Here is a 24,354-nt window from a genome sequence, read left to right as displayed (position 1 = left end):
ATCAGATCCCCACGTTAAGATCGAACGCCGCCGCCACCTCTTCGGCTACCGCCGTTCCGGCGCTGTCATGGTGCGCCTGTACGGTCACCAGCGAGATATCACCGGTCAGCGCGGTGCTGCTGGCCATATAGCGCGCCAGGCGCACTTCGGCGATCGGCGTACCGAGCCCCAGCGTGAACAGAACGATCAGGCTGTTGGTCAGCACCAGACCGAGGAAGGCACCGGTAGAGAGGGTCGATTTAAGCTGTAACGCCTCGCCGAGTTTAGTCTGGCCGAAGGCGTAGTTGCGCTGCGCCACCACCAGGTAAGCGGAGGAGAACAGGCCGCCGACGATCAGCACAACTATGGCAAGGAACAGGCTGAACAGGTGTTCGGCCATCAGCGCGCCCATCATCTGCGGATCGGTGACGCCCATTGCGGCAGCGTACACCAGGCCAACCATCAGCGAACCGATCAGCAGCCCGGTGACCACCAGGAACGGCAGGAAGATCAGGAAGCTGACCAGCACGATTTTAATAAACGCTTTTTTGCTCAGCTGCGCCTTAAACGGCAGCGTGCCGAACGACATATTATTGATATACAGGTCGTGGTTCAGCGCGCTGACCACCCCCTGAACTACCGCACCGCCGACCAGCAGCAGCACCAGCGCGATGACGCCAATGGCTAATGAGGCGCTGACGCTGCCGAGGTTGATCGCCGACAGCGCCACCATGCTGACCAGCAGATACAGGCCAATCACCATCAGCAGCGGGCAGAGGTACATCACCCAGTAGGCGCGGCCGATGCGGCACAGGTAGTTAAAACGCACGCCGCGGAAGCTGCTCATCAGCGCGTTATAGCGCCAGCTGCGGATCACAATCCACGGGATCAGCGCGAAGAACGCCAGCACAAACAAGAGCGACAGCGTCGGCAGCAGTGAAGAGAGGATAAAGAACAGCACCAGGCCCACAAAGACGATAATCCGCCCTTTAAGGATATCCATCGGCCGCGCATGGTAGTCAAAACGGTCGCCGGCGATTTCGGTGTTGCCGTAGAAATAGCGGCGGCGGCGCACGGTGGCCCACGCGGAGTAGATGCCCAGCGTGATCATGGTGAGTAAGGCATTCACCAGCCAGATCGAGAAGTACTCGCCGGCCCGGCCGTGGAACAGCACCGGGTGCTGCTGGTTGGGAGAAGTTTGGTTTTCCATTAAATTTTCTTCCTGAAAATAGAGGGGGAGAGATGATGATGAGAATAAGAAGTATCTAACTTAACCGCGTATTTTTACCACAAGGTTAAAGATGCGACAATAAATGTTTCCGGTTGTGTCATTTAAGGTTAAATAGCAGACAGGCTGGGCGTAATGTCACGGATTCAGGTCATTTAAAGAGAGAAGAGCCCTTAATGTCCCCTTTGCGGGACACTATGCTGACCCTGACGATTGCCTGAGGGCGGTAAACCCGGTTCGGTGAACGGTTGAGAAGCGGCTGTGAGCTGACCTCAACCGGCCTGCTGAACAAAGCCAGGGCCGCTAACGTTGCATCTTTACGTCAGCAATGTTATTACACGTTTCTTCCTGACCCTGACCCAGAGCGAGACGTATGACCACCGCTATACACGCCACCCTGCGGGTACGCCCGATTACCGCTGCTGATAATCCGCTGATTGCACAGGTGATCCGCACCGTCTCTGCCGAATTCGGGCTGACCGCAGATAAAGGCTATACCGTTTCCGACCCTAACCTTGACCGGCTGTTTGAGCTCTACAGCGAGCCGGACAGCGCCTACTGGGTGGTCGAGGTGAATGGTCAGGTGGTCGGCGGTGGCGGCGTGGCACCGCTGCAGGGCGGTGAGGCGGACGTCTGCGAGCTGCAGAAGATGTACTTCCTCAGCGAGGCGCGCGGCCTCGGCGTGGCGCGCGATCTGGCTATCCAGGCGCTGGAGTACGCCCGCACGCTGGGCTTTAAGCGCTGCTATCTGGAAACCACCGCCTCGCTGACCCGCGCGATCCGCCTGTATGAGCACCTCGGCTTTGCGCATATCGACGGGCCGCTGGGCTATACCGGCCATGTTGACTGCGAAGTAACGATGCTGAAGACGCTGTAACACCGCTGACCGCCCTGCCACTGCGGCAGGGCGGGGTCACGATCCCCGCATCAGCATCCGCCCGGCCAGGAAACCGCCGCGCTAAGATCGCGCGGGCCACCCGCAGCTTACCTGCCAGTGGCTGACGGCTATGCCGGATTAGCAGGCAAACGCCGACACACCGACAGTGGCTGACGACTATCCCCGGCTAGCAGGCAAACGCCGGTACGCCGCTGTGAAAACGCAGCCTGTCGTCCGGTTCGCTAATCAGTTTCGCCTCGGTCTCGCCGATCTTCTGTACCCGCGCGCTGATATCCTTCGGTGAGATCAGCTGCGCCAGCTCAAGATAATCCTGATAGTGGCGCGCTTCCGAGCGCAGCAGCGAGACGTAAAACGCCGACAGGCGATCGTCCAGATGCGGGGCCAGGCTGGCGAAGCGTTCGCAGGATCGCGCTTCGATGTAGGCACCGCAGATCAGCTTATCCACCAGCGCCTGCGGCTCATGGGTGGTGATTTCACGTATCAGGCCTTTGGCATAGCGGCTGGCGGTGATCTTCATATAGGGGATATCGCGCGCCTGCATGATCTCCAGCACCTGATAGAAGTGGTGCAGCTCCTCTTTGATCAGCAGCACCATCTTATCCACCAGCGCGTCGCCGTAGGGCAGCTCTTCACGGCTGATGATGGTTTTGGACAGCGCCTTATGCTGTTCCAGAAACCCGAGGTCGGCCTGGTCGTTATGAACAAAATCTTCCCAGGGTCTCAGCCACGCCAGCAGCGCGTCGCCGCTGGCTTTATCCGCCACGTATTTGCGGATCAGCCACATCGCGGTCTGGGCGGCTTTCAGCTCGCATACCAGGTGGTCGGTGAGTAACAGCGGCAGGTTTTCCGGCTTGCGCGCTTCGTCGATCCACGCCTGCGGAGTACGGCAGTGCAGAAAGCCGTGGATCGGGGCTAACAGAGTGTCAAACTGGGTCATAGTCATCAGAAAGGTCAGTGAAAGCGGTTAGTGGCACAGATTTGGGTTCAGAGGGCGCTGAACGCAAAGCACGGTTGCTGACGAACCCGGCAGCCGGTCTTTGCGTTAACGCGGGTCAGCGTTTCTGACACGGGCAGCAACACTGGCGTCAGTAAACAGGCCGTGATAACCCGCAACGCGCGGGCCACTGTGACCTGTTCAGAACAGCGGCCAGGGGATTACGGCGACAGCAGCCATCAGGCAGGCCGCCGCTTTTCTCCCGGCCGGCCAGATCAGTGACGGACGCCGTTGTCGTCGCCGTCTTCCTGCTCGTCTTCCTCTTCGCCTTCGTCGTCTTCGTCCTGCGCATCCGGATCTTCGAAGTAGGTGCCCCAGCCGTCGTAGTCAACGTTGAACTGCGCCACCAGATTCACCAGCTGCTCGACCTGCTTGTCGATCAGCTCGGCGTTCAGCGCGCCTTCGCTGAGGATGTCACAGCACATCACCGTGGTACCGTCGTCCAGCTCCAGCTCTTCCGGCTCGGTCACTTCGTAGCCCAGCTTGAAGGCCTCAACCGCCGCTTTCTCCAGCGCATCAAAGCTGCTGCAGGAGAAGTGGTGCTCGATGGTATAGAGCGCATCCGGATCGCTGCCGTCTTCCAGCAGTTCTTCAATAATCAGCCGTGTCTCTTCGCGCTGCTCTTCCAGTAATGCTTCGTTAGCCATAATCCATTCCTCAAGTCAAAGGTACCCTGCGTCTGTAGTGACGGCACCGGCAATTTTTAGTATTTTCCCACAGCGCCCGTCGCGCCACTACCTTTATAAAAAAGTTTCTGCATGCCGGGGTTGAAAATGAATATTCATACGGTTAAATTGAATTTTAATTCATTAATTAGTTACCGGAGTGCGTTATGAGTCAACTGTACAAACGGCATTTTCTCAGGCTGCTGGATTTTACCCCCGCCGAAATCAACGGCTTGCTGGCGCTGGCCTCGACACTGAAGACCGACAAGAAAAACGGTGAAGAAATTCAGCACCTGAAGGGCAAGAATATTGCGCTCATCTTCGAAAAAGACTCGACCCGTACCCGATGCTCTTTCGAAGTTGCCGCTTACGACCAGGGGGCTAACGTCACCTATCTCGGCCCGAGCGGCAGCCAGATCGGCCATAAGGAGTCGATGAAGGACACCGCACGCGTTCTCGGCCGCATGTATGACGGCATTCAGTATCGCGGCCACGGCCAGGCGCTGGTCGAGTCGCTGGCCGAACACGCCGGCGTGCCGGTGTGGAACGGGCTGACCAACGAGTTCCACCCGACCCAGCTGCTGGCCGACCTGCTGACCATGCAGGAGCACCTGCCGGAGAAGGCCTTCAGCCAGATGACCTTCGTCTATGTCGGCGACGCACGCAACAATATGGGTAATACCATGCTGGAAGCGGCAGCGCTGACCGGGCTGGATCTGCGGCTGGTAGCACCGAAGGCGTGCTGGCCGGACGCGCAGCTGGTGGAAGAGTGCCGGGCAGCGGCGGCGAAAACCGGTGGCAAAATCACCCTGACCGAGGATATCGCCGCCGGGGTGGCCGGTGCCGACTTTATCTATACCGACGTCTGGGTGTCGATGGGCGAGCCGAAAGAGGTGTGGGCAGAGCGGATTGCCTTACTGCGCGCCTATCAGGTCAATAAAGCGATGCTGGATCTGACCGGCAATCCGCAGGTGAAGTTCCTGCACTGCCTGCCCGCCTTCCACGACGATCAGACCACGCTGGGCCAGCAGATGGCGCAGCAGTACGATCTGCACGGCGGTATGGAAGTCACCGACGAGGTGTTTGAGTCGGCGCACAGCGTGGTGTTCGACCAGGCGGAAAACCGCCTGCATACCATCAAGGCGGTGATGGTCGCCACCCTGGCGCAGCTGGTGTAAACCGGGGCCGGGCAACCGATTACGTGGCAGGTGATTTCCGCTTGCCGTGCCATGCCGAATGCGTATAATGCCCCCCGTTTGCCGGGAGGAACCATGCCACAGAACGTTACTTATCGCTTCGTTCAACCACGTCTGCACGCAGGCGGGCAGCCGCGTTTTTCCGTTAATGGCATCACCGATCGCGTAAGAAAAGCCCCTCGCTGAGGGGCTTTTTTTTGCCCAAATTTTCACCCCCGCGACAGCGGCCCGGGTACAGCCGGGGCAACCAGGAGAGTGAGCATGGCGAATCCGTTGTATCACAAACATATTATTTCCATTAACGATCTCAACCGTGACGAGCTGGAGCTGGTGCTGAAAACCGCGGCAAGCCTGAAGGCCACGCCGCAGCCGGAGCTGCTGAAACATAAAGTCGTCGCCAGCTGCTTTTTTGAAGCCTCCACCCGCACCCGCCTGTCGTTCGAAACCGCCATTCACCGGCTGGGTGCCTCGGTGGTCGGCTTTGCCGACGGCGGCAGTACCTCGCTGGGCAAGAAAGGTGAAACGCTGGCCGATACCATTTCGGTGATTGGCACCTACGTCGATGCCATCGTGATGCGTCACCCGCAGGAGGGCGCGGCGCGCCTGGCCACCGAGTTTTCCGGCGGTATCCCGGTGCTGAACGCCGGTGACGGTGCCAATCAGCACCCGACCCAGACGCTGCTGGACCTGTTTACCCTGCAGGAGACCCAGGGCCGGCTGAACAACCTTAACGTGGCGATGGTCGGCGACCTGAAGTATGGCCGTACCGTGCATTCACTGACCCAGGCGCTGGCCAAGTTTGACGGCAACCGCTTCTACTTTATCGCGCCGGACGCGCTGGCGATGCCGTCCTACATTACCGATATGCTCGACGAGAAGGGCATCGCCTGGAGCCGCCACGACAGCATTGAAGAGGTAGTGCCCGAGCTGGATATTCTGTATATGACCCGCGTGCAGAAAGAGCGGCTGGATCCGTCCGAGTACGCCAACGTCAAGGCGCAGTTTATTCTGCGCGCCGCCGACCTGGCCGGCGCCCGCGACAATATGAGGGTGCTGCACCCGCTGCCGCGCATTGACGAAATCGACACCGACGTCGACAGCACGCCGCACGCCTGGTACTTCCAGCAGGCCGGCAACGGCATTTACGCCCGCCAGGCCTTGCTGGCGCTGGTACTGAACAGTGAACTGGATCTGTAAGGGGAACCACGATGACACAGGATAATAAGTTACAGGTTGAAGCGATCAAACGCGGTACGGTGATTGACCATATCCCGGCGCAGGTCGGGTTTAAGCTGCTGTCGCTGTTCCGCCTGACCGAAACCGATCAGCGCATCACCATCGGCCTGAACCTGCCGTCCGGCGAGCTGGGGCGTAAAGATCTGATCAAGATCGAGAACACCTTCCTGACCGACGATCAGATCAACCAGCTGGCGTTCTACGCACCGCACGCCACCGTTAACCGCATTGACGAGTACGACGTGGTGGCCAAGCTGTCGCCGGTGCTGCCGGAGCGCATCGAGCGCGTGCTGACCTGCCCGAACGGTAACTGCATCAGCCGCAGCGAACCGGTGTTCTCCAGCTTTACCGTTAAGCAGCGCGCCGACGATCTGCACCTGAAGTGCAAATACTGTGAGAAAGAGTTCGCCCACCACGTGGTGATGGCGGCGGATTAAGTCGCCGCCCGCACGCTGGCGTGAAGGCCGTCGGTCAGGCGGCAGCAGCCCGCACGCTGGCGTGAAGGCCGTCGGTCAGGCGGCAGCAGCCCGATCGCCTGAACGCTGGCGTAAAGGTCTACGGTTAAGCGGCAGCGGCCTTACGCCCGCGTAACAGCCGCCGCTGCAAGATGGCTGGCGCTAAGCGCGATTGCATTCCGCCGTTAAGGCGGGCAAGCTGTCAGCGACGCCGGGCGGGCACCATCCCGCCCGCATCCTATACACCTTAAGGAGAGAGTATGTCCCGCGAAATCAGTACTGAACACGCCCCTGCTGCCATCGGCCCTTACGTGCAGGGCGTCGATCTCGGCAGCCTGATCTTCACCTCCGGCCAGATCCCGGTGGACCCGAAAACCGGCAACGTGCCGGAAGATATCACCGCGCAGACGCAGCAGTCGTTGGCCAACGTGCAGGCGATCGTTGAAGCCGCCGGCCTGAAGGTAGGCGACATCGTGAAGATGACGGTATTTGTGAAGGATCTGAACGACTTCACCACGGTAAACGCCGCCTATGAAGCCTTCTTTACCGCGCACCAGGCGAGCTTCCCGGCGCGCTCCTGCGTGGAAGTGGCGCGTCTGCCAAAAGACGTGAAGATTGAGATTGAAGCGATCGCGGTACGCCGCTAAGCGCCTGCTTTATCCGGCAGGGGCCCCAGGCCCCCTGCCTTTACTGTGAGAACAGCAGCGTCAGATCGTCCGCGCTAAAGCTGGACGGCTCGCTCAGTTCGTCGGCCAGAATATCCCCCGCCAGCTCCGCCTTCTGCTGCTGCAGCGCCACCACCTTCTCTTCGATGGTATCCGCCGCGATCAGCTTGTAGACAAACACCGGTTTATCCTGGCCCAGTCGGTAGGCGCGGTCGGTGGCCTGGTTCTCTGCCGCCGGGTTCCACCAGGGATCGTAGTGGATCACCGTGTCCGCCGCCGTCAGGTTGAGACCGACACCGCCGGCCTTCAGGCTGATTAGAAACACCGGCACTTCGCCGCGCTGGAAGCGCGCGACCGGCGTTTCGCGATCGCGGGTGCTGCCGGTCAGGGTGACAAAAGCGATACGCGCCTTCTGCAGCTCTTCGGCGATGATCGCCAGCATGCTGGTGAACTGCGAGAAGATCAGGATGCGCCTGTCTTCCGCCAGCAGATCGCTCAGCATCTCGCGCAGCAGCGCCAGCTTGGCGGAGTGTCTGACCTTCTCCGCGCGGGCGTCGGCCACCAGCCGCGGATCGCAGCAGATCTGCCGCAGCTTGAGCAGCGCGTCCAGCACCAGTAGATGGCTGCGCCCCGCCCCCTGCTGCTGCACCGCCAGCTGTACGCGATCCTGCATCGCACTGCGCAGCTGGTCGTACAGCTCGCGCTGGCCCCCCTCCAGCGCCACGCTGCGCACGATGGTGTTCTTCGGCGGCAGCTCTTTCGCCACCTCCTGCTTGCGGCGGCGCAGCATAAACGGCCGCACCCGCTTTGCCAGCAGTTCGCGCCGCACCCGATCGCCGTCGCGCTCCACCGGTATGCGCCACTGCTGGGTGAAGTCGCGTTCGCTGCCGAGGAAGCCCGGCAGCAGGAAGTCAAACTGCGACCACAGCTCGCCGAGGTGGTTCTCCAGCGGCGTGCCGGTCAGGCACAGGCGGTGGCGGGTTTTCAGCGCGCGGATCACCGCCGCCGCCCGCGAGGCGCTGTTTTTCACGTACTGCGCTTCGTCGAGGATCAGCAGATGGTAATGGTGCGCCACCAGCTGCGGCTGATCGCGCCACAGCAGCGAATAGGTGGTGATCACCACGTCGTACTGCGTCAGCCGGTCATAGAAGGCTTTGCGCTGCGGTCCGGTCAGCGCCAGCACCTTCAGGTCGGGCGCGAAGCGCGCCGCCTCGCAGCACCAGTTGTGCACCAGCGTCGTTGGCACCACGATCAGCGCCGGGCGATCGAGGCGGCCGGCCTCTTTCTCCAGCAGCAGGTGGGCAAGAGTCTGGATGGTTTTGCCCAGCCCCATATCGTCGGCCAGCACTCCGGCCAGCTGATGCTGGCGCAGGAACTGCATCCAGTTCACCCCCTGCAGCTGGTAGTCGCGCAGCTGCGCCTTCAGGCCTTGCGGCGGGCTGACCGGCTGCACGCCCGCGTTGCCGCTGAGGCGCTGCGCCAGCTGGTGTACCGGGTTTTCACCGTCGAAAATCCAGCGGCTGCGCTCGTCACTGCTGCTCAGGCGGCCGACGTCCCAGGCCGCCAGCCGCAGCGGCCGATCCGGGGTAGCAAACAGGTCGATCAGGTTGGCCACCAGCGGTTTCAGCTGCGCGGCGCGAAACAGCAGCCGCTGCTGGCGATCGTCACGCAGCTCGATCGCTTCATCGTCGGCGATCAGGCTGAGGTTGCCGGCGGTCCAGCGGCGGTCTTCGCTGAACAGCTTTGCCAGCAGCGGCTCCAGCCGCAGGCGTCGGCGGCCAACCTTCATCGCCAGCTCAAGGTCAAACCAGCCGTCGGCCGCCTGGATCGCCCGCCCCTCGATAGCGCTGACCTCGGTGAAGTTGCCGCTGAACTCCCGATCAATGCTCACCCGCCAGCCGCGCCTGCGCAGCGCCGGGACGCTTTTTTTGATAAAGGCGTGCCACCGCTCGGGGGCCTCCGGCGCGAAGATCGCCGCCGGCAACGGCGTCGGGGTGTAGATATGTCCGGCGGGGATCGGGCTCAGGCCGAGCGCGTGGATCTCCGCCAGCCAGGCGTTCTCGGCGGCGGGCTGTCGCTGTACCTGATAGCGGCGACCGTCGGCGGCGGCGAAGCTCTCCGCCTGGCTGGCGGCCTCAACCGCCACGCCGTCGTAGTCAAAGCTGACCGTGGCGAAGTCCAGCCGCTTCTGACGATGGCCGTAGTGGCCGTAGCCGCTGACAAAATTGGCCCGCGACTCCAGCTGCAGCAGCGGCTGCGGGTCGCCACCCACCGTTGTCAGCGCTAAGGTCGCCTGCTCCTCGCGCGGCTGCAGGTTGGCCAGCATCACCGCCGCCACGTGCTTGCAGTTGTTTTTCACCGCGCAGCTGCACTCGCCGCTGGCGGAGAGCCGCCCCTGCGGCCGGCTGAAGTGGACAATCACGCTGAACGGCTCGGCTTTGCGCCCCGGCACTTCGCCGGTCAGCAGGGTGTTCTGCCACCGGATGTTCTGCACGCTGGCCACCAGTTCGCGCGCGCGGGCGACGGTACGCGTCCCCAGCCAGCGCATGATCTGATTTTGGTTATAGGTGACAGATGACATCGGGCACAATTCCTGATCAACCGGAGCAGTGAGGTTTCGCTCCACGGCAACCGGCAATAGTAGTGACTCCGGCGGGTTGAATGCAACCGCCGCCGCACGGGATGATGGCAAAATGTGCCTAAGCGTTCAGCTAACGCGCAGCCGGAGGATAAAACCACGGCGGCGGCGGGGCACTGCTCAGCAACTGTCCGCCCCTCCCGCTTCTTTGCGATAAATCAACAAAGCGCCGATTTCTTCGGCAAAAACGCTACATATAGCGCTTACTATAGCCACCACCAACAATATGTAGTGTTTCCACAGGAGGATCCCGGTGGCAATTCAGGTCATTAAACGCGACGGCTGTCTGGCAGCCTTTGACAGCAACCGTATTCTGACGGCGATCCGCGCCGCCGCCCGCGCCGCGCAGGTCGAGGATGAGGCGTACTGCCGCCGCGTTGCCGCCGCGGTCACCCGGCAGCTGGCCGGGTCGGGTAAAAAGGCACCGACGGGCAACCCGGCACAACGGAGTGAAAAGCTGCCACCAGGGGAACCCGCACAGACCGGCGAACCGCTGCAGCAGAGTGAGCAACGGCAGGCGGATGAACAGCTGCCGCTCGCTGAGCCACGACGGCTGGATATTGCGCTGATCCAGCGGGCGGTGGAGGACCGGCTGATGGCCGGGCGCTACCCGCAGCTGGCGCGGGCCTATATCGAGTACCGCCACGATCGTGACGTGGCGCGCGAGCAGCGCGGGCGGCTCGGCAGCGAGATCCGCGGGCTGGTGGAGCAGACCAATTCGGCGCTGCTGCATGAAAACGCCAATAAGGACAGCAAGGTGATCCCCACCCAGCGCGATCTGCTGGCCGGGATCGTGGCGAAACACTACGCCATGCAGCAGCAGCTGCCGCGCGAGGTGGTCAACGCCCACCGGCGCGGTGAGATCCACTATCACGACCTCGACTACGCGCCCTTCTTCCCGATGTTTAACTGCATGCTGGTGGACCTGCGCGGCATGCTGACCCACGGCTTTAAAATGGGCAACGCCGATATCGAGCCGCCGAAGTCGATCGCCACCGCCACCGCCGTCACCGCGCAGATTGTTGCCCAGGTGGCCAGCCATATCTACGGCGGCACCACCATCAACCGCATTGACGAAGTGCTCGCCCCCTACGTTGAGGCCAGCCTGGCAAAGCACCGGGCGGTGGCCCGCGAGTGGCAGGTCAGCGACGTGGAGGCCTTTGCCCAGGCGCGCACCGAGAAAGAGTGTTACGACGCCTTCCAGTCGCTGGAGTATGAGGTCAACACCCTGCACACCGCCAACGGCCAGACGCCGTTCGTCACCTTTGGCTTTGGACTTGGCACCAGCGCGGCGGCGCGGATGATCCAGCGCGCCATTCTGCAGAACCGCATCGCGGGGCTGGGGAAAAACCATAAAACGGCGGTGTTCCCCAAGCTGGTGTTTGCCATTAAAGCCGGGCTGAACCGGCGCCCCGGTGAGCCAAACTACGACATCAAGCAGCTGGCGCTGGCCTGCGCCAGTAAACGTATGTACCCCGATATCCTCAACTACGACCAGGTGGTGCAGGTCACCGGCTCGTTTAAAACGCCGATGGGCTGCCGCAGCTTCCTCGGGGTGTACGAGGAGCAGGGCCAGGCGGTGCACGAGGGGCGCAATAATCTCGGGGTGGTCAGCCTCAATCTGCCGCGAATTGCGCTGGAGTCGGCTGGCGATCGCGACCGTTTCTGGGCGCTGCTCGACGCGCGGCTGCAGCTGGCCAGAACTGCGCTGATGACCCGTATCACCCGGCTGGAGAACGTCAGGGCGCGGGTGGCGCCGATCCTCTATATGGAAGGCGCCTGCGGCGTGCGCCTGGCGGCTGACGATCCGATCGCGCCGATCTTCCGCAACGGTCGTGCCTCGATCTCGCTGGGCTATATCGGCCTGCATGAGACGCTGAACGCCCTCAGCGGCGGAGAGGTGCATCCGTACGACGATCCGAAGCTGCGGGCGCTGGGCGTGGCGATTATCAGCCGGCTGCGCGCTGCGGTGGAGGCGTGGAAAAGCGAGACCGGCTACGGTTTCAGCCTCTACAGCACGCCGAGTGAGAACCTGTGTGACCGCTTCTGCCGTCTGGATGCCGCTGAATTTGGCCTCATCCCCGGCGTGACCGACAAAGGCTACTACACCAACAGCTTCCACCTCGACGTCGAGAAGAAGGTCAATCCCTATGACAAGATCGACTTCGAAGCCGCTTACCCGCCGTTAGCCAGCGGCGGCTTTATCTGTTACGGCGAGTACCCCAGCCTGCAGCATAACCTGCAGGCGCTGGAGGACGTCTGGGATTACAGCTACGACCGGGTGCCCTACTACGGTACCAATACGCCGATTGACCAGTGCTACGACTGCGGCTTCAGCGGCGAGTTTGACTGCACCAGCAAGGGCTTTACCTGTCCGGCCTGCGGCAACCACGACAGCCGCCGCGTGTCGGTGACGCGCCGGGTGTGCGGCTATCTCGGCAGCCCTGACGCGCGGCCGTTTAACGCCGGCAAGCAGGAGGAGGTGAAGCGGCGGGTGAAACATCTGGGCAACGGGGAGCTGGGGTGAATATTCATCAGTACTATCCGGTGGACGTGGTCAACGGCCCCGGCACGCGATGTACGCTGTTTGTGGCGGGCTGCGAGCATCAGTGCCCGGGCTGTTATAACCGCAGCACCTGGCGGCTGAACTCCGGCGTGCCGCTGACCATCGCGCTGGAGGAGCGGCTGATTGCCGATCTGAACGATACGCGTATTCCGCGCCAGGGGCTGTCGCTCACCGGCGGCGATCCGCTGCACCCGGCCAACGTGGCGGAGGTCGGGCGGCTGGTGCGCCGGGTTAAGCGCGAGTGTGCGGGCAAGGATATCTGGCTGTGGACCGGTTACCGCCTGGCGGAGCTGAGCGCCGCGCAGCGGCGGGTGGTCGCCGGGGTGAACGTGCTGATCGACGGCCGCTTTGAGCAGGCGCTGAAGGACCCGGCGCTGCTGTGGCGGGGCAGCAGCAACCAGGTGATCCACCGGCTGCGCTGAGACTTAACAGACCTGGGGATTCACCGGCTGCGCTAAGAGTTAACAGATCTGAGGATCCAGCGGCTGCGTGAAGGCTTAACAGACCCGGGGATTCACCGGCTTCGCAAGGGTTCAACGCACTCTGCATGCATCGAGTGTGCCGCCGTCGCGCGGTGGCGCACTTTGCGTTACAGTAGCGCCATGTTAACTGAAGCGAAAGAACCGCTGCCGGCTGCCCCGTCCGCCGACTGGCGTCTGTACATTCTGCGCACCGCCAGCGGCGTGCTGTATACCGGCATCACTAACGATGTGCTGCGGCGTCTGGCACAGCATCAGAGCGGCAGAGGGGCGAAAGCGCTGCGCGGCAAAGGTCCGCTGACGCTGGTTTTTCACTGCGCGGCGGGCGACCGATCGCAGGCATCAAAGCTGGAGTATCAGGTAAAGCAGCTGACCCGCCAGCAAAAGCTCGGACTGGTCAGCCACCCGCCGGCCTCACTGGCCGACTGGCTGGGGGCGCTTAAAAGCGGCTGAACGGCGCGGCAAACTCGACTTCACCGGCCACGCCGTCAAACACGCCGTCGCTCAACGGATGGATCTGGAAGCTGCTGGCGCTGTCCGGCCAGCGGCAGGTCAGCTGCTGGCTGGCCGCAACGGTAAAGCCGACGCGCCCGTACCAGGCGGGATCGCCCAGCACCACCACCGCCGCGTAACCAAACTCGTTCAGCGTATCCAGCCCTTCACGGACCAGCTGCTGACCCAGCCCCTGGCCGCGTACGCTGGCATCCACCGCCACCGGGGCCAGCGCCACCCAGTGCAGGTCTTCACCGCTCAGAGTGACCGGGCTGAAGGCCGCATAGCCCAGCACCTGGCCCTCATCGTCGGTGGCCACCACGCCCAGCGTCAGCAGGCCATCTTCCCGCAGCTGCTGCACCAGTTCGGCTTCCGCCACGGTGGCGAAGCTGCGGCGCAGCAGGCCGTCTATGCTGGCGGCATCAACGCCAATTTCAGTACGAATTAACATGCTATACCTGCGCGTGCCTCCGGGGGAGCCGCGTCCTGTTTCATTCCGGCCTCAACAAAATCAGCCAGTTGCATAAGACCGATGCGCAATGGCGTCGGCATAGATTCGGGGTCGAGCGCGTCCATCAGGTTTTTCACCTGCAGGCCCAGCTCGGTATCCCCTTCAATGGTCAGACGACGCTGGAAAAACAGCGTGTCCGGATCCCGCCGGCGTGCCGCAATCAACAGCAGATCGCCAGCCGTGGCACGAAACCAGACGTCACACGCGTCGCGGTCGGCCACCCGCAGCTGTCCGTCGGCCAGGGTGACCGACCAGCGCAGATCCAGATCGCTAATCTCAATGCCTAACCAGCGTTCAGCCAGGAAGTCCACCTCCCCTTCCACCAGCGCCTGCTGCAGATGCCCGCGCAGCAGCGCTTCGATCAGCGGCTTTTTCAGCGCGAAAGGCGTAACGCCGAGCGGAAGACGCAGCAGCTGCGGGGCCTGTTGCACAACGTAATGACGTAGCCGATCCAGTCTCATTATGACTCCTTACCGATAAATTTCGGCTATTTTGCCACAATCGCCAACGGCGGCAGGCGGCTGGATCAACAAACGGGCAGAACCTCGTCGGTTTTATCAGGGAATCCGTGCCTCATCAATACGCCATTAGCTGCCTTAAATCAAAATTTGTCGCCGCCATCCTCACTACACTCATCGACTCTGCTAACCCGTGAGACTCAGTTATGGAACTGCTCTGCCCGGCCGGCAATCTGCCGGCGCTAAAAGCCGCCATCGCCAGCGGCGCGGACGCCGTCTATATCGGCCTGAAGGATGACACCAACGCCCGCCATTTTGCCGGGCTGAACTTCAACGATAAACGCCTGCAGGAGGCGGCAAACTACGTGCACCAGCGCGGGCGCAAGCTGCACGTGGCGATTAACACCTTTGCCCACCCGAACGGCTTCAGCCGCTGGCAGCGGGCGGTGGATATGGCCGCCGGTGCCGGTGCCAATGCGCTGATCCTCGCCGATCCGGCGATCCTCGACTACGCCGCCCGGCGCTATCCGCAGATTGAACGCCACGTCTCTGTACAGGCCTCGGCCACCAACGCCGCCGCGATCCGTTTTTATCAGCGTAACTTTGATGTGGCCCGGGTGGTATTGCCGCGCGTGCTCTCGATCCATCAGGTGCGGCAACTGGCCCGTGATACCACGGTGCCGCTGGAGGTGTTTGCCTTCGGCAGCCTGTGCATTATGGCCGAGGGGCGCTGCTACCTCTCCTCTTACCTGACCGGCGAATCACCAAATACCGCCGGGGCCTGCTCCCCGGCCCGTTTTGTGCGCTGGCAGCAGACCGCCGCCGGGCTCGAGTCACGGCTTAACGAGGTGCTGATTGACCGTTACGACGACGGTGAGAACGCCGGTTACCCGACGCTGTGCAAAGGTCGTTATCAGGTCGACGGGCCGCGCTACCACGCGCTGGAGGAGCCCACCAGCCTGAATACCCTGGCGCTGCTGCCGGAGCTGATGGCGGCGAAGATCGTTTCGGTCAAAATCGAAGGCCGCCAGCGCAGCCCGGCTTACGTTGCCGAGGTGGCGCGCATCTGGCGCCAGGCGATCGATCGCTGCCAGCAGGACCCGCAGCAGTTTATTCCGCGAGCCGAGTGGATGGCGGCGCTGGGCGCGCTGAGTGAAGGCACGCAAACCACCCTTGGCGCGTATCATCGCGACTGGCAGTAGGACATTATCATGAACTATTCACTCGGACCGGTGCTGTGGTACTGGCCCAAAGAGACGCTGGCCGACTTTTATCAGGCGGCCGCAGAGAGCGAGGCGCAGATCGTTTACCTCGGCGAGACGGTGTGCAGCAGGCGGCGGGCGATTAAAGTCGCCGACTGGCTGGAGATGGCCCGTCAGCTCGCTGCGGCGGGGAAACAGGTGGCGATCGGCACGCTGGCGCTGCTGCAGTCGCCGTCCGAACTCAGCGAGCTGAAACGCTACGTCGATAACGGCGAGTTTATGATCGAGGCCAGCGATCTCGGCACGGTGATGCTGGCCAGCGAGGCACGACTGCCGTTTGTCGCCGGCCCGGCGCTGAACGTCTATAACGCGCAGACCCTGCAGCTGTTGCTCAACCTCGGCATGACCCGCTGGTGTATGCCGGTGGAGCTGTCGCGTGACTGGCTGGTGGCGCTGCTGCAGCAGTGCGAGACGCTGGGCATCCGTCACAAGTTTGAGGTGGAGGTGCTGAGCTACGGCCACCTGCCGCTGGCGTATTCGGCGCGCTGCTTTACCGCCCGCTCGGAGAACCGCAGCAAAGACGCCTGCCAGACCTGCTGTATTAACTACCCGCTCGGGCGGCCGCTGCGCAGCCAGGAGGATCGTCAGGTGTTTGTGCTCAACGGCATCCAGACGCTGAGCGGCTACTGCTATAACCTCGGTAACGATCTGATCTCCATGCAGGGGCTGGTGGACGTGGTGCGCCTGTCGCCGCAGGGGAAAGAGACGCTGGACATGCTTGCCCGCTTCCGCGCTAACGAAACCGGCAAACAGCCGCTGATGCTGGCGCGGCAGGCGGACTGCAACGGCTACTGGCGGCGGGTGGCCGGGCTGGAGCTGGTCAGCTAACGGCGGTTTTACGCCGCCTGCGCGGATTGCGCAGGCGGGCGATAAGCAGCCCGAGCAGCGCATACCCCGCACCGAGCAGTAGCAGCATCATGACATCGCCGCTCACTTCCCTCAGCGGTAGCCCCATCTGGTTGACCCCGGCAATCATCCGCGTGCCCCAGGTCGACGGCAGCATCATCGCAAAGCCGCGCACCCAGTCCGGCATCGACTGCACCGGCCACAGCGTGCCGGAGAGGTAGTAGACCGGTGTGGTAATAAACGACAGCGACAGATAGATGTGCTCAATGCGGTGCAGGCATTCGGTGACCAGCTTGCCGAGACCGAGCACCGCCAGCTGAAACGGCAGCGTCAGCAGCAGCAGTTCCGGCAGGGTGGCGGTCTGGCGGTAGCCAAGCAGCCACGGCCACAGGCCGAACAGCACCAGCGACAGAAACAGCCATACCGGGATCAGCGCCGACAGCGCCCCGAGCGTCACCGCCAGCGGGGGCTGGCCCTGGCTGCGCAGGGTGATATTTACCCGCACGCTGGCAATCAGCAGCGTATGCTGCATCATCATCACCAGCAGGCCGGGGAATACGATGGCGGCAAAGCTGATCCCCGGATTGAACAGATCCTGCGTCTGGCCGATAAACGGCGTCAGCACCACCGCCGCCTGACGGGCGCTGAACCCCTGCTGCTGCATCAGCGCGCGGTTGTAGTGGCCGAGCACCTGCTGCCAGGCCGCCAGCACGTCGACCTGAATCTGCCCGTTGGCCATGCGGTTGGTGGCATCGCCGAACACCGGCAGCGATACCGCATTGCCCGCCAGCATCTTTTTCTCCAGGTCCTGCGGCAGTACCAGCACCGCAAACACCTTACGCAGCCCGAGGTCGCGCTGCGCCTCGGGCAGGCCAGGGTAGATCACCGCGGTCATTTTCGGCGTGGCGTTCAGCTGACGGATCAGCATGCGGCTGGCCGGGCTGTGATCCTGGTCAACCACCGCCACCGGCAGGTCCCAGACCGTACCGTGCAGATAAACCACGCTCATCAGGCACAGCGAGCCGATCAGCATCATCCACATCGGCTTCTGCAGCATGCCGCTCAGCGTATTAGTCAGGGTCTGCCACCACAGTTTCAATGCGCCTCCTCCGGCTGGCACAGCCGCCGGAACAGGCGGCGGCGCACCAGCAGCGCCACCGCCAGCGGATAGAGCAGCAGCACGCCGCAGACGCTGGCCACCGGCGTGCCCGGTACGTCACGCAGGAACAGGTCAAACATCGCGTTCAGCGCGTGGGTCAGCGGCTCCAGGTTGGCCACCAGCTGCGCCGGCCACGGCATCGACAGCACCGGAATGGCGGTGCCGGAGAAGGTCAGCGCAATGCTGACCAGGATCCCCATCAGGGTGTAGGCGGTGATGGCGCTGGCGGTGAAGGTAAACAGCAGCACGCCGAGGCTCTGCGCCGCCATCACGTAGAAAAACGCCACGCAGACCATATACAGCGGATTGCCGACCACCCGCGCGCTGAACACGCCGATCAGCAGCGCCAGCTCGACCATCAGCAGCACGGTGTAACAGAGCGTATACGGGGCCAGCTTGCCCAGCAGGGCCATGGCAAAGTGGCGCTGATGGATCAGCGGCCGGGCGCGCGCCAGCATATAGATAGTGCAGGTGACGGTGAACAGCTGCAGCAGGTGGATGCAGGCGGCAAACTGCTGAAAGTAGATGTAGCTGCCGCTGGCGTTAAACAGGCTGTCATACTCCAGCGTGGCCCTGGGCAGCGGGGCCATCGCCCGGCCGCTGGCGGCCGCCAGCACCGTCTGGTACGGGGCACTGAGCGCGCTGACCAGGCCGCTGAAGTCCTGGGTGGAGTAGAACCCGGCACCGTAGAACAGCGCGTTGTAGTAGAGGGTCAGCTGCGGCTGGCGGCCGGCCAGCGTGTCGGCTTCAAAAAACGGTGGGATCAGCAGCACCGCGTAGGCGCGGGCGCTCTGCAACGCCTCCAGCGCCTGGCTGCTGTTGCCGGCCAGCGTCACCTGCGCGTGCGAACCGGCATTCAGATCGCGGATCAGCGTGCGCGACAGCGTGCTGTGATCCTGGTCGACCGCCACCACCGGCAGGTTCAGCAGGGTGCCTTCAGAGAAGTCGCTGGCGATCAGCGCAAACAGCAGCAGCGGAAAGCACCAGCCGAGCCAGTGCACCACCGGCTTGCGCCAGCCGTTGAACACCTCATGGCGGAAGGCGTGCAGAAAACTCAGCAACGCCGGAACTACTTTTGCCACAGCCATAAGGCACTCATCCCCTGACGCAGGTCGGCAACCGGCCGGTCGGGATAGAGGCGCACCTCGAAGGTTTTCAGATCGAAGTCGCCGGTGGCGCGGGTGGCGCGTTTGGTGGCGTAGTCGCCCAGCGGGGCGATGTAACGCACTTCGGCGGCAATCATGCGGTTATTCAGGGCCGGCACCCGCAGCTGCACCTTATCGCCTTTGTGCACGTTCGCCAGGATATCCTCACGCAGGTCGAAGACAAACCACGCCGACGGCAGTTCCACCAGCGTCACCAGCGGGCTGCCGGCGTTCATCAGTTCACCCTGCTCCGCCGGGATTGGGCCGACCTCCCCCGCCACCGGTGCCCGCACCAGCAGCTCGTCCGTCTGTGCCTTGATCTGCAGCAGGTCCTGCTCCGCCTGGCGCAGCTGGGCGGAAAAGGCCTGCCGCTGCTCAGTACGATCGCCATGCAGCCCCTGGTCGAGGTTCGCCAGAGCCGCCTGCACCTGCTGCTGCGCGCTGTCGCGCGCCTGGCGGGCGTTATCCAGCTCCTGCGCTGAGATAAAGCCCTTCGCCGCCACCGCCACGTCACGCCGCCAGGCGGCCTGCGCATTGACCAGCCCGGTCCGCGCCTGGTCCAGCAGCGCCTGCAGGTTGCGGATGGTCTCTTCACGGGTGCCGTTCAGCGACTGGTCGAGAACCGCCTGCGCCCGATCGCGGGCGGCCTCACTGGATTTTAGCTGGGCAATCAGCTCCGGCGCGTCCAGCCGGAGCAGCGGCTGCCCGGCGCGCACGTCATCGCCTCTGCGCACCAGTTTCGCCACCACCCGCCCCCGCGCCTTAGAGGAGACAATCACCTCGCGGGCATCGACCTCCCCCTGCAGCAGCAGGTCGCGGCTGTGGGCGCGGAACAGCACGGTCAGCGCCACCGCCAGCACCATAACCAGCAGGGTAATAAAGACGTTTTTTTTCACTAACGGGCCCCTGAGACAACGGGCAGGCGGGAACGGGAGAGGCAGAACATTGCAGTATCCTTCGCAATCGACAAATCCGGAGGCGCTTACTATAAATGCAGCAGTGATGCGTTTATTGACGTTAAACCACTTTGCCGCGCCGGTGTTTGTCTTTTAACAGTGCTCGAAACGGACAATCGCCGCGCAACAGGATCGCGTAGCCTTGAGGTTTTCGTGTTTTGCCTACAGGACATTAACTGAGTGAGCCACTATGTCTGAGATCAACCCCGTTCCGCTGTCCCTGCTCGACCTCGCCCCGATCCCACAGGGCGCCACCGCGCGTGACGCCTTTCATACCTCGCTGGCGCTGGCTCAGCAGGCGGAGAAGCTCGGCTTCCACCGCTACTGGCTGGCGGAGCACCACAATATGACCGGCATCGCCAGCGCCGCCACTTCGGTACTGATCGGCTATCTGGCGGCCAATACCCGCACGCTGCGCCTCGGGTCCGGCGGCATCATGCTGCCCAACCACGCGCCGCTGGTGATTGCCGAACAGTTCGGCACGCTGGAGTCACTCTATCCGGGGCGGATCGATCTGGGTCTCGGCCGCGCGCCCGGCTCCGACCAGCGCACCATGATGGCGCTGCGCCGCCATATTAACGGCCAGGGCGATACCTTCGCGGAAGACGTGTCACGGATGGTGAGCTGGTTTGACGCCGCACAGGGCGATGCCCCGACGGTGCAGCCGGTGCCCGGCCTCGGGCTGAAGATTCCGGTGTGGCTGCTCGGTTCCAGCCTGTACAGCGCGCAGCTGGCGGCAAAGCTCGGCCTGCCATTCGCCTTTGCCTCACACTTTGCGCCAGAGCTGCTGCTGCAGGCGCTGCACCTGTACCGCGAGAACTTTACGCCGTCCGCGCGGCTGGAGAAGCCTTACGCCATGGTGTGCATCAACGTGGTGGCCGCCGACAGCGATAACGACGCGAACTTCCTGTTCACTTCGATGCAGCAGCAGTTTATCAACCTGCGCCGCGGGCAGCCGGGGCCGCTGCCGGCACCGGTAACCAACCTGCATCAGCTGTGGAGCGCCGGTGAGCAGTACGGCGTGCAGCAGGCGCTGAGCATGTCGGTGGTCGGCGGTAAAGAGAAGGTGCGCCACGGACTGGCCGCGCTGCTGCGCGAAACCCAGGCAGATGAGATTATGATTAACGGCCAGATCTTCGATCCCCAGGCGCGGCTGCACTCGTTCGCGCTGGCGATGGAGGCGTACCGGTCGCTGTGAGACGGCCCTTAATACAATACAGAACATTAAGCGATGGGAGCCGGTACACGGCATCACTGATGGCCCGTGCTGAGCTGTTACGGATGACGCTTCTGGCGTCTTTACGGAGTGTAGATGCTTCGTAAGCCGGGCACGATGCCAGCAGGCGAGGCGACCTGAAACGGGCGCAGTGTTCGCAGACAACCGGTGCCCGGCACAGTATCAGCCGCAAAAAAAAACCAGCCCGCAGGCTGGTTTTTTCTGTGCATCAGCGGCTATGCCGCCTGCGACAGGTGATTATGCATCACGACGACGGGCAGGTGCTGCACCGGCTTCTTCGCGACGCGGGCCACGGGAAGCGCCACCGTCACGGCTGAAACCGCCGCTGCGACGCTCACCGCTGCGCTCGTTGCTGAAGCGACGACCGCCTTCAGAAGGACCACGTGCGCCATCAGCAGGACCACGACGCTCACCGCCGCCGAAACCACGGCCCGGGCCGCCTGGACGACGTTCGCCGCCACGGTCAGCGCTGCGTTCAGGACGCGGCTGCGCGTCACCGATCAGCTGCATGTTCATCGGCTTGTTCAGGATGCGCGTGCGGGTGAAGTGCTGCAGAACTTCGCCCGGCATGCCTTTCGGCAGCTCGATGGTGGAGTGGGTACCGAACAGCTTGATGTTACCGATGTAACGGCTGCTGATGTCGCCTTCGTTAGCGATAGCGCCAACGATGTGACGCACTTCAACGCCGTCATCACGGCCCACTTCAATGCGGTAAACTTCCATATCGCCAACTTCGCGACGCTCGCGACGTGGACGGTCGCCTTCTGCACGGGCTTCACGCGGACCACGGTCCGGACGATCGCCACGACGGTCATCACGACGATCGTCACGCTCACGGAATTCACGGCGCGGACGCTGTGGTGCATCAGCAGCCACGATCAGTGGACGTTCGCCCTGGGCCATTTTCAGCAGTGCTGCGGCCAGCGTTTCGATGTCCAGCTCGTCTTCCGGCTGCATTTTAGCCAGCAGCGCACGGTACTGGTCCAGATCGCTGCTTTCCAGCTGCTGCTGAACTTTAGCCGCGAACTTCTCCAGGCGACGCTGGCCCAGCAGTTCTGCGTTTGGCAGATCCACTTCAGGAATGGTCAGCTTCATGGTGCGTTCAATGTTGCGCAGCAGACGACGCTCGCGGTTCTCAACGAACAGCAGCGCACGGCCAGCACGGCCCGCACGACCGGTACGGCCGATACGGTGAACGTAAGACTCGGCATCCATAGGAATGTCGTAGTTTACTACCAGGCTGATACGCTCAACGTCCAGGCCACGGGCCGCAACGTCGGTGGCGATCAGGATGTCCAGACGACCGTCTTTCAGACGCTCCAGCGTCTGCTCACGCAGTGCCTGGTTCATGTCACCGTTCAGCGCGGCGCTGTTGTAACCGCTGCGCTCCAGCGCTTCGGCCACTTCCAGCGTGGCGTTTTTGGTACGCACGAAGATGATCGCAGCGTCAAAGTCTTCAGCTTCCAGGAAGCGGGTCAGCGCGTCAGTTTTACGGCCGAATGCAGTCCAGTAGCTCTGGCTGATGTCCGGACGGGTGGTCATGCTTGACTGGATGCGCACTTCCTGCGGATCTTTCATGAAACGCTTGGTGATGCGACGGATCGCTTCCGGCATGGTGGCAGAGAACAGCGCGGTCTGGTGACCGTCCGGGATCTGCGCCATGATGGTTTCAACGTCTTCGATGAAGCCCATACGCAGCATTTCATCGGCTTCGTCCAGCACCAGGCCACGCAGGTTAGACAGGTCAAGGGTACCGCGCTTCAGGTGATCCAGCAGACGACCCGGGGTGCCCACAACAACCTGTGGACCCTGGCGCAGAGCGCGCAGCTGAACGTCATAACGCTGGCCGCCGTACAGGGCCACCACGTTCAGGCCTTTCATGTGTTTAGCGAATTCGGTCATTGCCTCAGCAACCTGCACCGCCAGTTCGCGGGTCGGTGCCAGCACCAGAATCTGTGGTGCTTTAACGGTTGGATCAATGTTGTGTAACAGCGGCAGAGAGAAGGCCGCGGTTTTACCGCTCCCGGTCTGCGCCATGCCTAACACGTCACGGCCCGCCAGCAGGTGAGGAATACACTCAGCCTGGATTGGGGATGGCTTCACGTAGCCCATGCCGTTCAGTGATTCAAGGATGTCAGCGTTCAGGCCAAGGTCGGAAAAAGTGGTTTGGATATCAGTCATGTAGTACACGTGCCTCTTAGATTGCGGCGGCCAGTCTACATAACTCGTCGTGAAAATTTTCAGTCATTTTCATCAAAAAGTGTGAACCGGCTCAAATTAGTGGTTTCGACGAACAAAAAGGCCCTCATCCGTTAAGATGATGACTTTTCGAAAATTGGGCAAAAAAAGTTCGTCAGCTATTGCTGGTCAGATTCTGATAGATCGTCTTGTGTCTGGCCAAGTAGCGCCAGCTCCAACAATGCATATCGGTGCTCAACGAAGTTGTGTACGTTGTTAGCGACCGTCAGCTTGAACAACGCTTCTGCGTTGTCCTTCTCCCCCAGACTTAGGTAGTACTTACCTAAATAGAAGTTGGTTTCACTGAGATGTTCAGCGAGCGAGGTGTTATCCGTTGCGTCCGCCTGGAGTCGTTCTGTCAGCGTTTTATTGCTGATGTCGCCCAGGTAGAACTCGACAATATTCCATCCCCATTGCTCCTTAACCGCTTTGTCGTAGCGCTGCTTTAGCGCGACTTTGGCCTGGTCTGCGTCGATCTCGCGTTCTGCGAGATACAGCCACAGGCTGCGGAAGGGATCGTTGGGATCGTCTTGATAAAACGCCAGCAGATCATCTTGCGCCAGCTTAAATCTACCGCCGTAATACAGGGCGATGCCTCGATTTAAATGCGCATAATTGTAAGTTGGATCAAGCTCAAGTACAGAATCGAACGCTTCATAGGCAGCATCATAGTTGCCTGCCTGCGTTAAATATATGCCTAAGTAATTGAATACTTCCGGCATATCTGGTCGGATGGATAGCGCTTGCGAAAAGTCATTCCGCGCCAGTGCCCTCAGACCAAGACTATCATACAACACTCCGCGCTCATATAACAGCTGTGCGCGTTCATCATCGGTCAATGACCGACTGGCAAGTATTTGTTCCATGCGAGCAAGAATGACTTCCTGTTGCAGCGTAGGCTGCAGAGGAACGGCCAGTACTTCGTTCTCACGCCATGCGGTGTTGCTGCATCCTGCCAGCGTTAAAGCTGTCGCAACAAAACACCAGCGCAAAAATGGCTTCATTACCTACTCCCGAAAACAAACATAAGGGATAATCCTGTCACCCGCCT

Annotated in this window: 23 protein-coding genes; 11 read left to right on the top strand and 12 right to left on the bottom strand. The window is 62.0% G+C overall.

Translation table 11 applies throughout. The annotated features are described in order from the left end of the window. Position 1: 1 nt before the first annotated feature. Positions 2-1,189 (bottom strand): YjgN family protein, encoded by a 1,188-nt coding sequence (locus GKQ23_RS04010; RefSeq protein WP_056231276.1) that lies wholly within the window; start codon positions 1,187-1,189, stop codon positions 2-4. A gap of 391 nt (positions 1,190-1,580) precedes the next feature. On the opposite strand from GKQ23_RS04010, the gene GKQ23_RS04005 reads away from it, so the two are divergent. Further along, positions 1,581-2,084, top strand: coding sequence for a GNAT family N-acetyltransferase (locus GKQ23_RS04005; protein ID WP_101505783.1), 504 nt, complete (start codon positions 1,581-1,583; stop codon positions 2,082-2,084). A gap of 187 nt (positions 2,085-2,271) precedes the next feature. Here the strand turns inward: GKQ23_RS04005 and GKQ23_RS04000 are convergent, their stop codons facing one another. Next, positions 2,272-3,042 (bottom strand): tRNA-(ms[2]io[6]A)-hydroxylase, encoded by a 771-nt coding sequence (locus tag GKQ23_RS04000; RefSeq protein WP_056232296.1) that lies wholly within the window; start codon positions 3,040-3,042, stop codon positions 2,272-2,274. A gap of 272 nt (positions 3,043-3,314) precedes the next feature. After that, on the bottom strand, positions 3,315-3,746 hold the full coding sequence (gene rraB, locus GKQ23_RS03995; protein WP_101505782.1) for a ribonuclease E inhibitor RraB: 432 nt from the start codon (positions 3,744-3,746) through the stop codon (positions 3,315-3,317). Between the two features lie 185 nt (positions 3,747-3,931). Here rraB and argF point away from each other — a divergent pair, with 185 nt between their 5' ends. The 4 genes from argF (at position 3,932) to ridA (ending at position 7,298) form a co-directional block, all read left to right on the top strand. Further along, on the top strand, positions 3,932-4,942 hold the full coding sequence (gene argF, locus GKQ23_RS03990) for an ornithine carbamoyltransferase (protein ID WP_101505781.1): 1,011 nt from the start codon (positions 3,932-3,934) through the stop codon (positions 4,940-4,942). 279 nt (positions 4,943-5,221) lie between these two features. After that, positions 5,222-6,157 (top strand): aspartate carbamoyltransferase, encoded by a 936-nt coding sequence (gene pyrB, locus GKQ23_RS03985; protein ID WP_212409804.1) that lies wholly within the window; start codon positions 5,222-5,224, stop codon positions 6,155-6,157. 11 nt (positions 6,158-6,168) lie between these two features. Continuing rightward, the gene (pyrI, locus tag GKQ23_RS03980; RefSeq protein ID WP_056231263.1) at positions 6,169-6,633 is read left to right on the top strand and encodes an aspartate carbamoyltransferase regulatory subunit; all 465 of its coding nucleotides are present in this window, start codon (positions 6,169-6,171) and stop codon (positions 6,631-6,633) included. A 278-nt stretch (positions 6,634-6,911) separates the two neighbouring features. After that, positions 6,912-7,298 (top strand): 2-iminobutanoate/2-iminopropanoate deaminase, encoded by a 387-nt coding sequence (gene ridA / locus GKQ23_RS03975; protein ID WP_056231260.1) that lies wholly within the window; start codon positions 6,912-6,914, stop codon positions 7,296-7,298. A 40-nt stretch (positions 7,299-7,338) separates the two neighbouring features. Here the strand turns inward: ridA and GKQ23_RS03970 are convergent, their stop codons facing one another. Continuing rightward, on the bottom strand, positions 7,339-9,897 hold the full coding sequence (locus GKQ23_RS03970; RefSeq protein ID WP_212409803.1) for a DEAD/DEAH box helicase: 2,559 nt from the start codon (positions 9,895-9,897) through the stop codon (positions 7,339-7,341). A 316-nt stretch (positions 9,898-10,213) separates the two neighbouring features. Between GKQ23_RS03970 and nrdD the strand changes: the two genes are divergently transcribed. The 3 genes from nrdD to GKQ23_RS03955 all read left to right on the top strand — a co-directional run bounded on the left by nrdD (position 10,214) and on the right by GKQ23_RS03955 (position 13,452). Further along, complete coding sequence (nrdD, locus tag GKQ23_RS03965; RefSeq protein ID WP_371820199.1) at positions 10,214-12,481, top strand: anaerobic ribonucleoside-triphosphate reductase; 2,268 nt, start codon at positions 10,214-10,216, stop codon at positions 12,479-12,481. Further along, positions 12,478-12,942 (top strand): anaerobic ribonucleoside-triphosphate reductase-activating protein, encoded by a 465-nt coding sequence (nrdG, locus tag GKQ23_RS03960; protein ID WP_212409801.1) that lies wholly within the window; start codon positions 12,478-12,480, stop codon positions 12,940-12,942. Before nrdD ends, nrdG begins: the two co-directional genes overlap by 4 nt. A gap of 180 nt (positions 12,943-13,122) precedes the next feature. Then, entirely contained in the window at positions 13,123-13,452 is a 330-nt protein-coding gene (locus GKQ23_RS03955) for a GIY-YIG nuclease family protein (protein WP_056231251.1), read from the top strand. Here the strand turns inward: GKQ23_RS03955 and GKQ23_RS03950 are convergent. Both GKQ23_RS03950 and GKQ23_RS03945 read right to left on the bottom strand, forming a co-directional pair. Further along, positions 13,439-13,942: a GNAT family N-acetyltransferase gene (locus GKQ23_RS03950; protein ID WP_056231248.1), complete on the bottom strand. Its 504-nt coding sequence runs from the start codon at positions 13,940-13,942 to the stop codon at positions 13,439-13,441. The genes GKQ23_RS03955 and GKQ23_RS03950 overlap by 14 nt on opposite strands. Continuing rightward, positions 13,936-14,463: an SCP2 domain-containing protein gene (locus GKQ23_RS03945; protein ID WP_056231245.1), complete on the bottom strand. Its 528-nt coding sequence runs from the start codon at positions 14,461-14,463 to the stop codon at positions 13,936-13,938. Before GKQ23_RS03945 ends, GKQ23_RS03950 begins: the two co-directional genes overlap by 7 nt. Positions 14,464-14,666: 203 nt before the next feature. Between GKQ23_RS03945 and GKQ23_RS03940 the strand changes: the two genes are divergently transcribed. Both GKQ23_RS03940 and GKQ23_RS03935 read left to right on the top strand, forming a co-directional pair. After that, complete coding sequence (locus GKQ23_RS03940; RefSeq protein WP_212409800.1) at positions 14,667-15,662, top strand: peptidase U32 family protein; 996 nt, start codon at positions 14,667-14,669, stop codon at positions 15,660-15,662. Positions 15,663-15,671: 9 nt separating this feature from the next. After that, on the top strand, positions 15,672-16,550 hold the full coding sequence (locus tag GKQ23_RS03935) for a U32 family peptidase (protein WP_212409799.1): 879 nt from the start codon (positions 15,672-15,674) through the stop codon (positions 16,548-16,550). Here the strand turns inward: GKQ23_RS03935 and GKQ23_RS03930 are convergent. Genes GKQ23_RS03930 through GKQ23_RS03920 form a run of 3 tightly spaced genes read right to left on the bottom strand, consistent with a single transcriptional unit; the run spans position 16,543 to position 19,768 of the window. Then, a complete protein-coding gene (locus GKQ23_RS03930; RefSeq protein WP_212409798.1) occupies positions 16,543-17,667 on the bottom strand; it encodes an ABC transporter permease in 1,125 nt (374 codons plus the stop codon). The two genes, GKQ23_RS03935 and GKQ23_RS03930, sit on opposite strands and share 8 nt — an antisense overlap. After that, positions 17,664-18,815, bottom strand: a complete 1,152-nt coding sequence (locus GKQ23_RS03925; protein WP_212409797.1) for an ABC transporter permease — start codon at positions 18,813-18,815, stop codon at positions 17,664-17,666. Before GKQ23_RS03925 ends, GKQ23_RS03930 begins: the two co-directional genes overlap by 4 nt. Continuing rightward, positions 18,797-19,768: an HlyD family secretion protein gene (locus tag GKQ23_RS03920; RefSeq protein WP_056231233.1), complete on the bottom strand. Its 972-nt coding sequence runs from the start codon at positions 19,766-19,768 to the stop codon at positions 18,797-18,799. The genes GKQ23_RS03925 and GKQ23_RS03920 overlap by 19 nt, the downstream gene beginning before the upstream one ends. Positions 19,769-20,018: 250 nt before the next feature. Between GKQ23_RS03920 and GKQ23_RS03915 the strand changes: the two genes are divergently transcribed. Continuing rightward, positions 20,019-21,026, top strand: coding sequence for a luciferase-like monooxygenase (locus tag GKQ23_RS03915; protein WP_212409796.1), 1,008 nt, complete (start codon positions 20,019-20,021; stop codon positions 21,024-21,026). A gap of 276 nt (positions 21,027-21,302) precedes the next feature. Here GKQ23_RS03915 and GKQ23_RS03910 read toward each other — a convergent pair whose 3' ends face one another. From GKQ23_RS03910 to nlpI, 3 genes are all read right to left on the bottom strand, one after another. Further along, a complete protein-coding gene (locus tag GKQ23_RS03910; RefSeq protein ID WP_056231229.1) occupies positions 21,303-23,246 on the bottom strand; it encodes a DEAD/DEAH family ATP-dependent RNA helicase in 1,944 nt (647 codons plus the stop codon). 16 nt (positions 23,247-23,262) lie between these two features. Next, positions 23,263-23,313, bottom strand: coding sequence for a protein YrbN (gene yrbN, locus GKQ23_RS24145; RefSeq protein ID WP_223300471.1), 51 nt, complete (start codon positions 23,311-23,313; stop codon positions 23,263-23,265). 109 nt (positions 23,314-23,422) lie between these two features. Then, positions 23,423-24,307: a lipoprotein NlpI gene (gene nlpI, locus GKQ23_RS03900; RefSeq protein WP_056231226.1), complete on the bottom strand. Its 885-nt coding sequence runs from the start codon at positions 24,305-24,307 to the stop codon at positions 23,423-23,425. Between the last annotated feature and the right edge of the window lie 47 nt (positions 24,308-24,354).

Source organism: Erwinia sp. E602 (assembly GCF_018141005.1).
Lineage (GTDB): Bacteria > Pseudomonadota > Gammaproteobacteria > Enterobacterales > Enterobacteriaceae > Erwinia.
The sequence above is the reverse complement of the archived record's forward strand: the minus strand, read 5'-3'. Positions and strand labels throughout refer to the sequence as shown.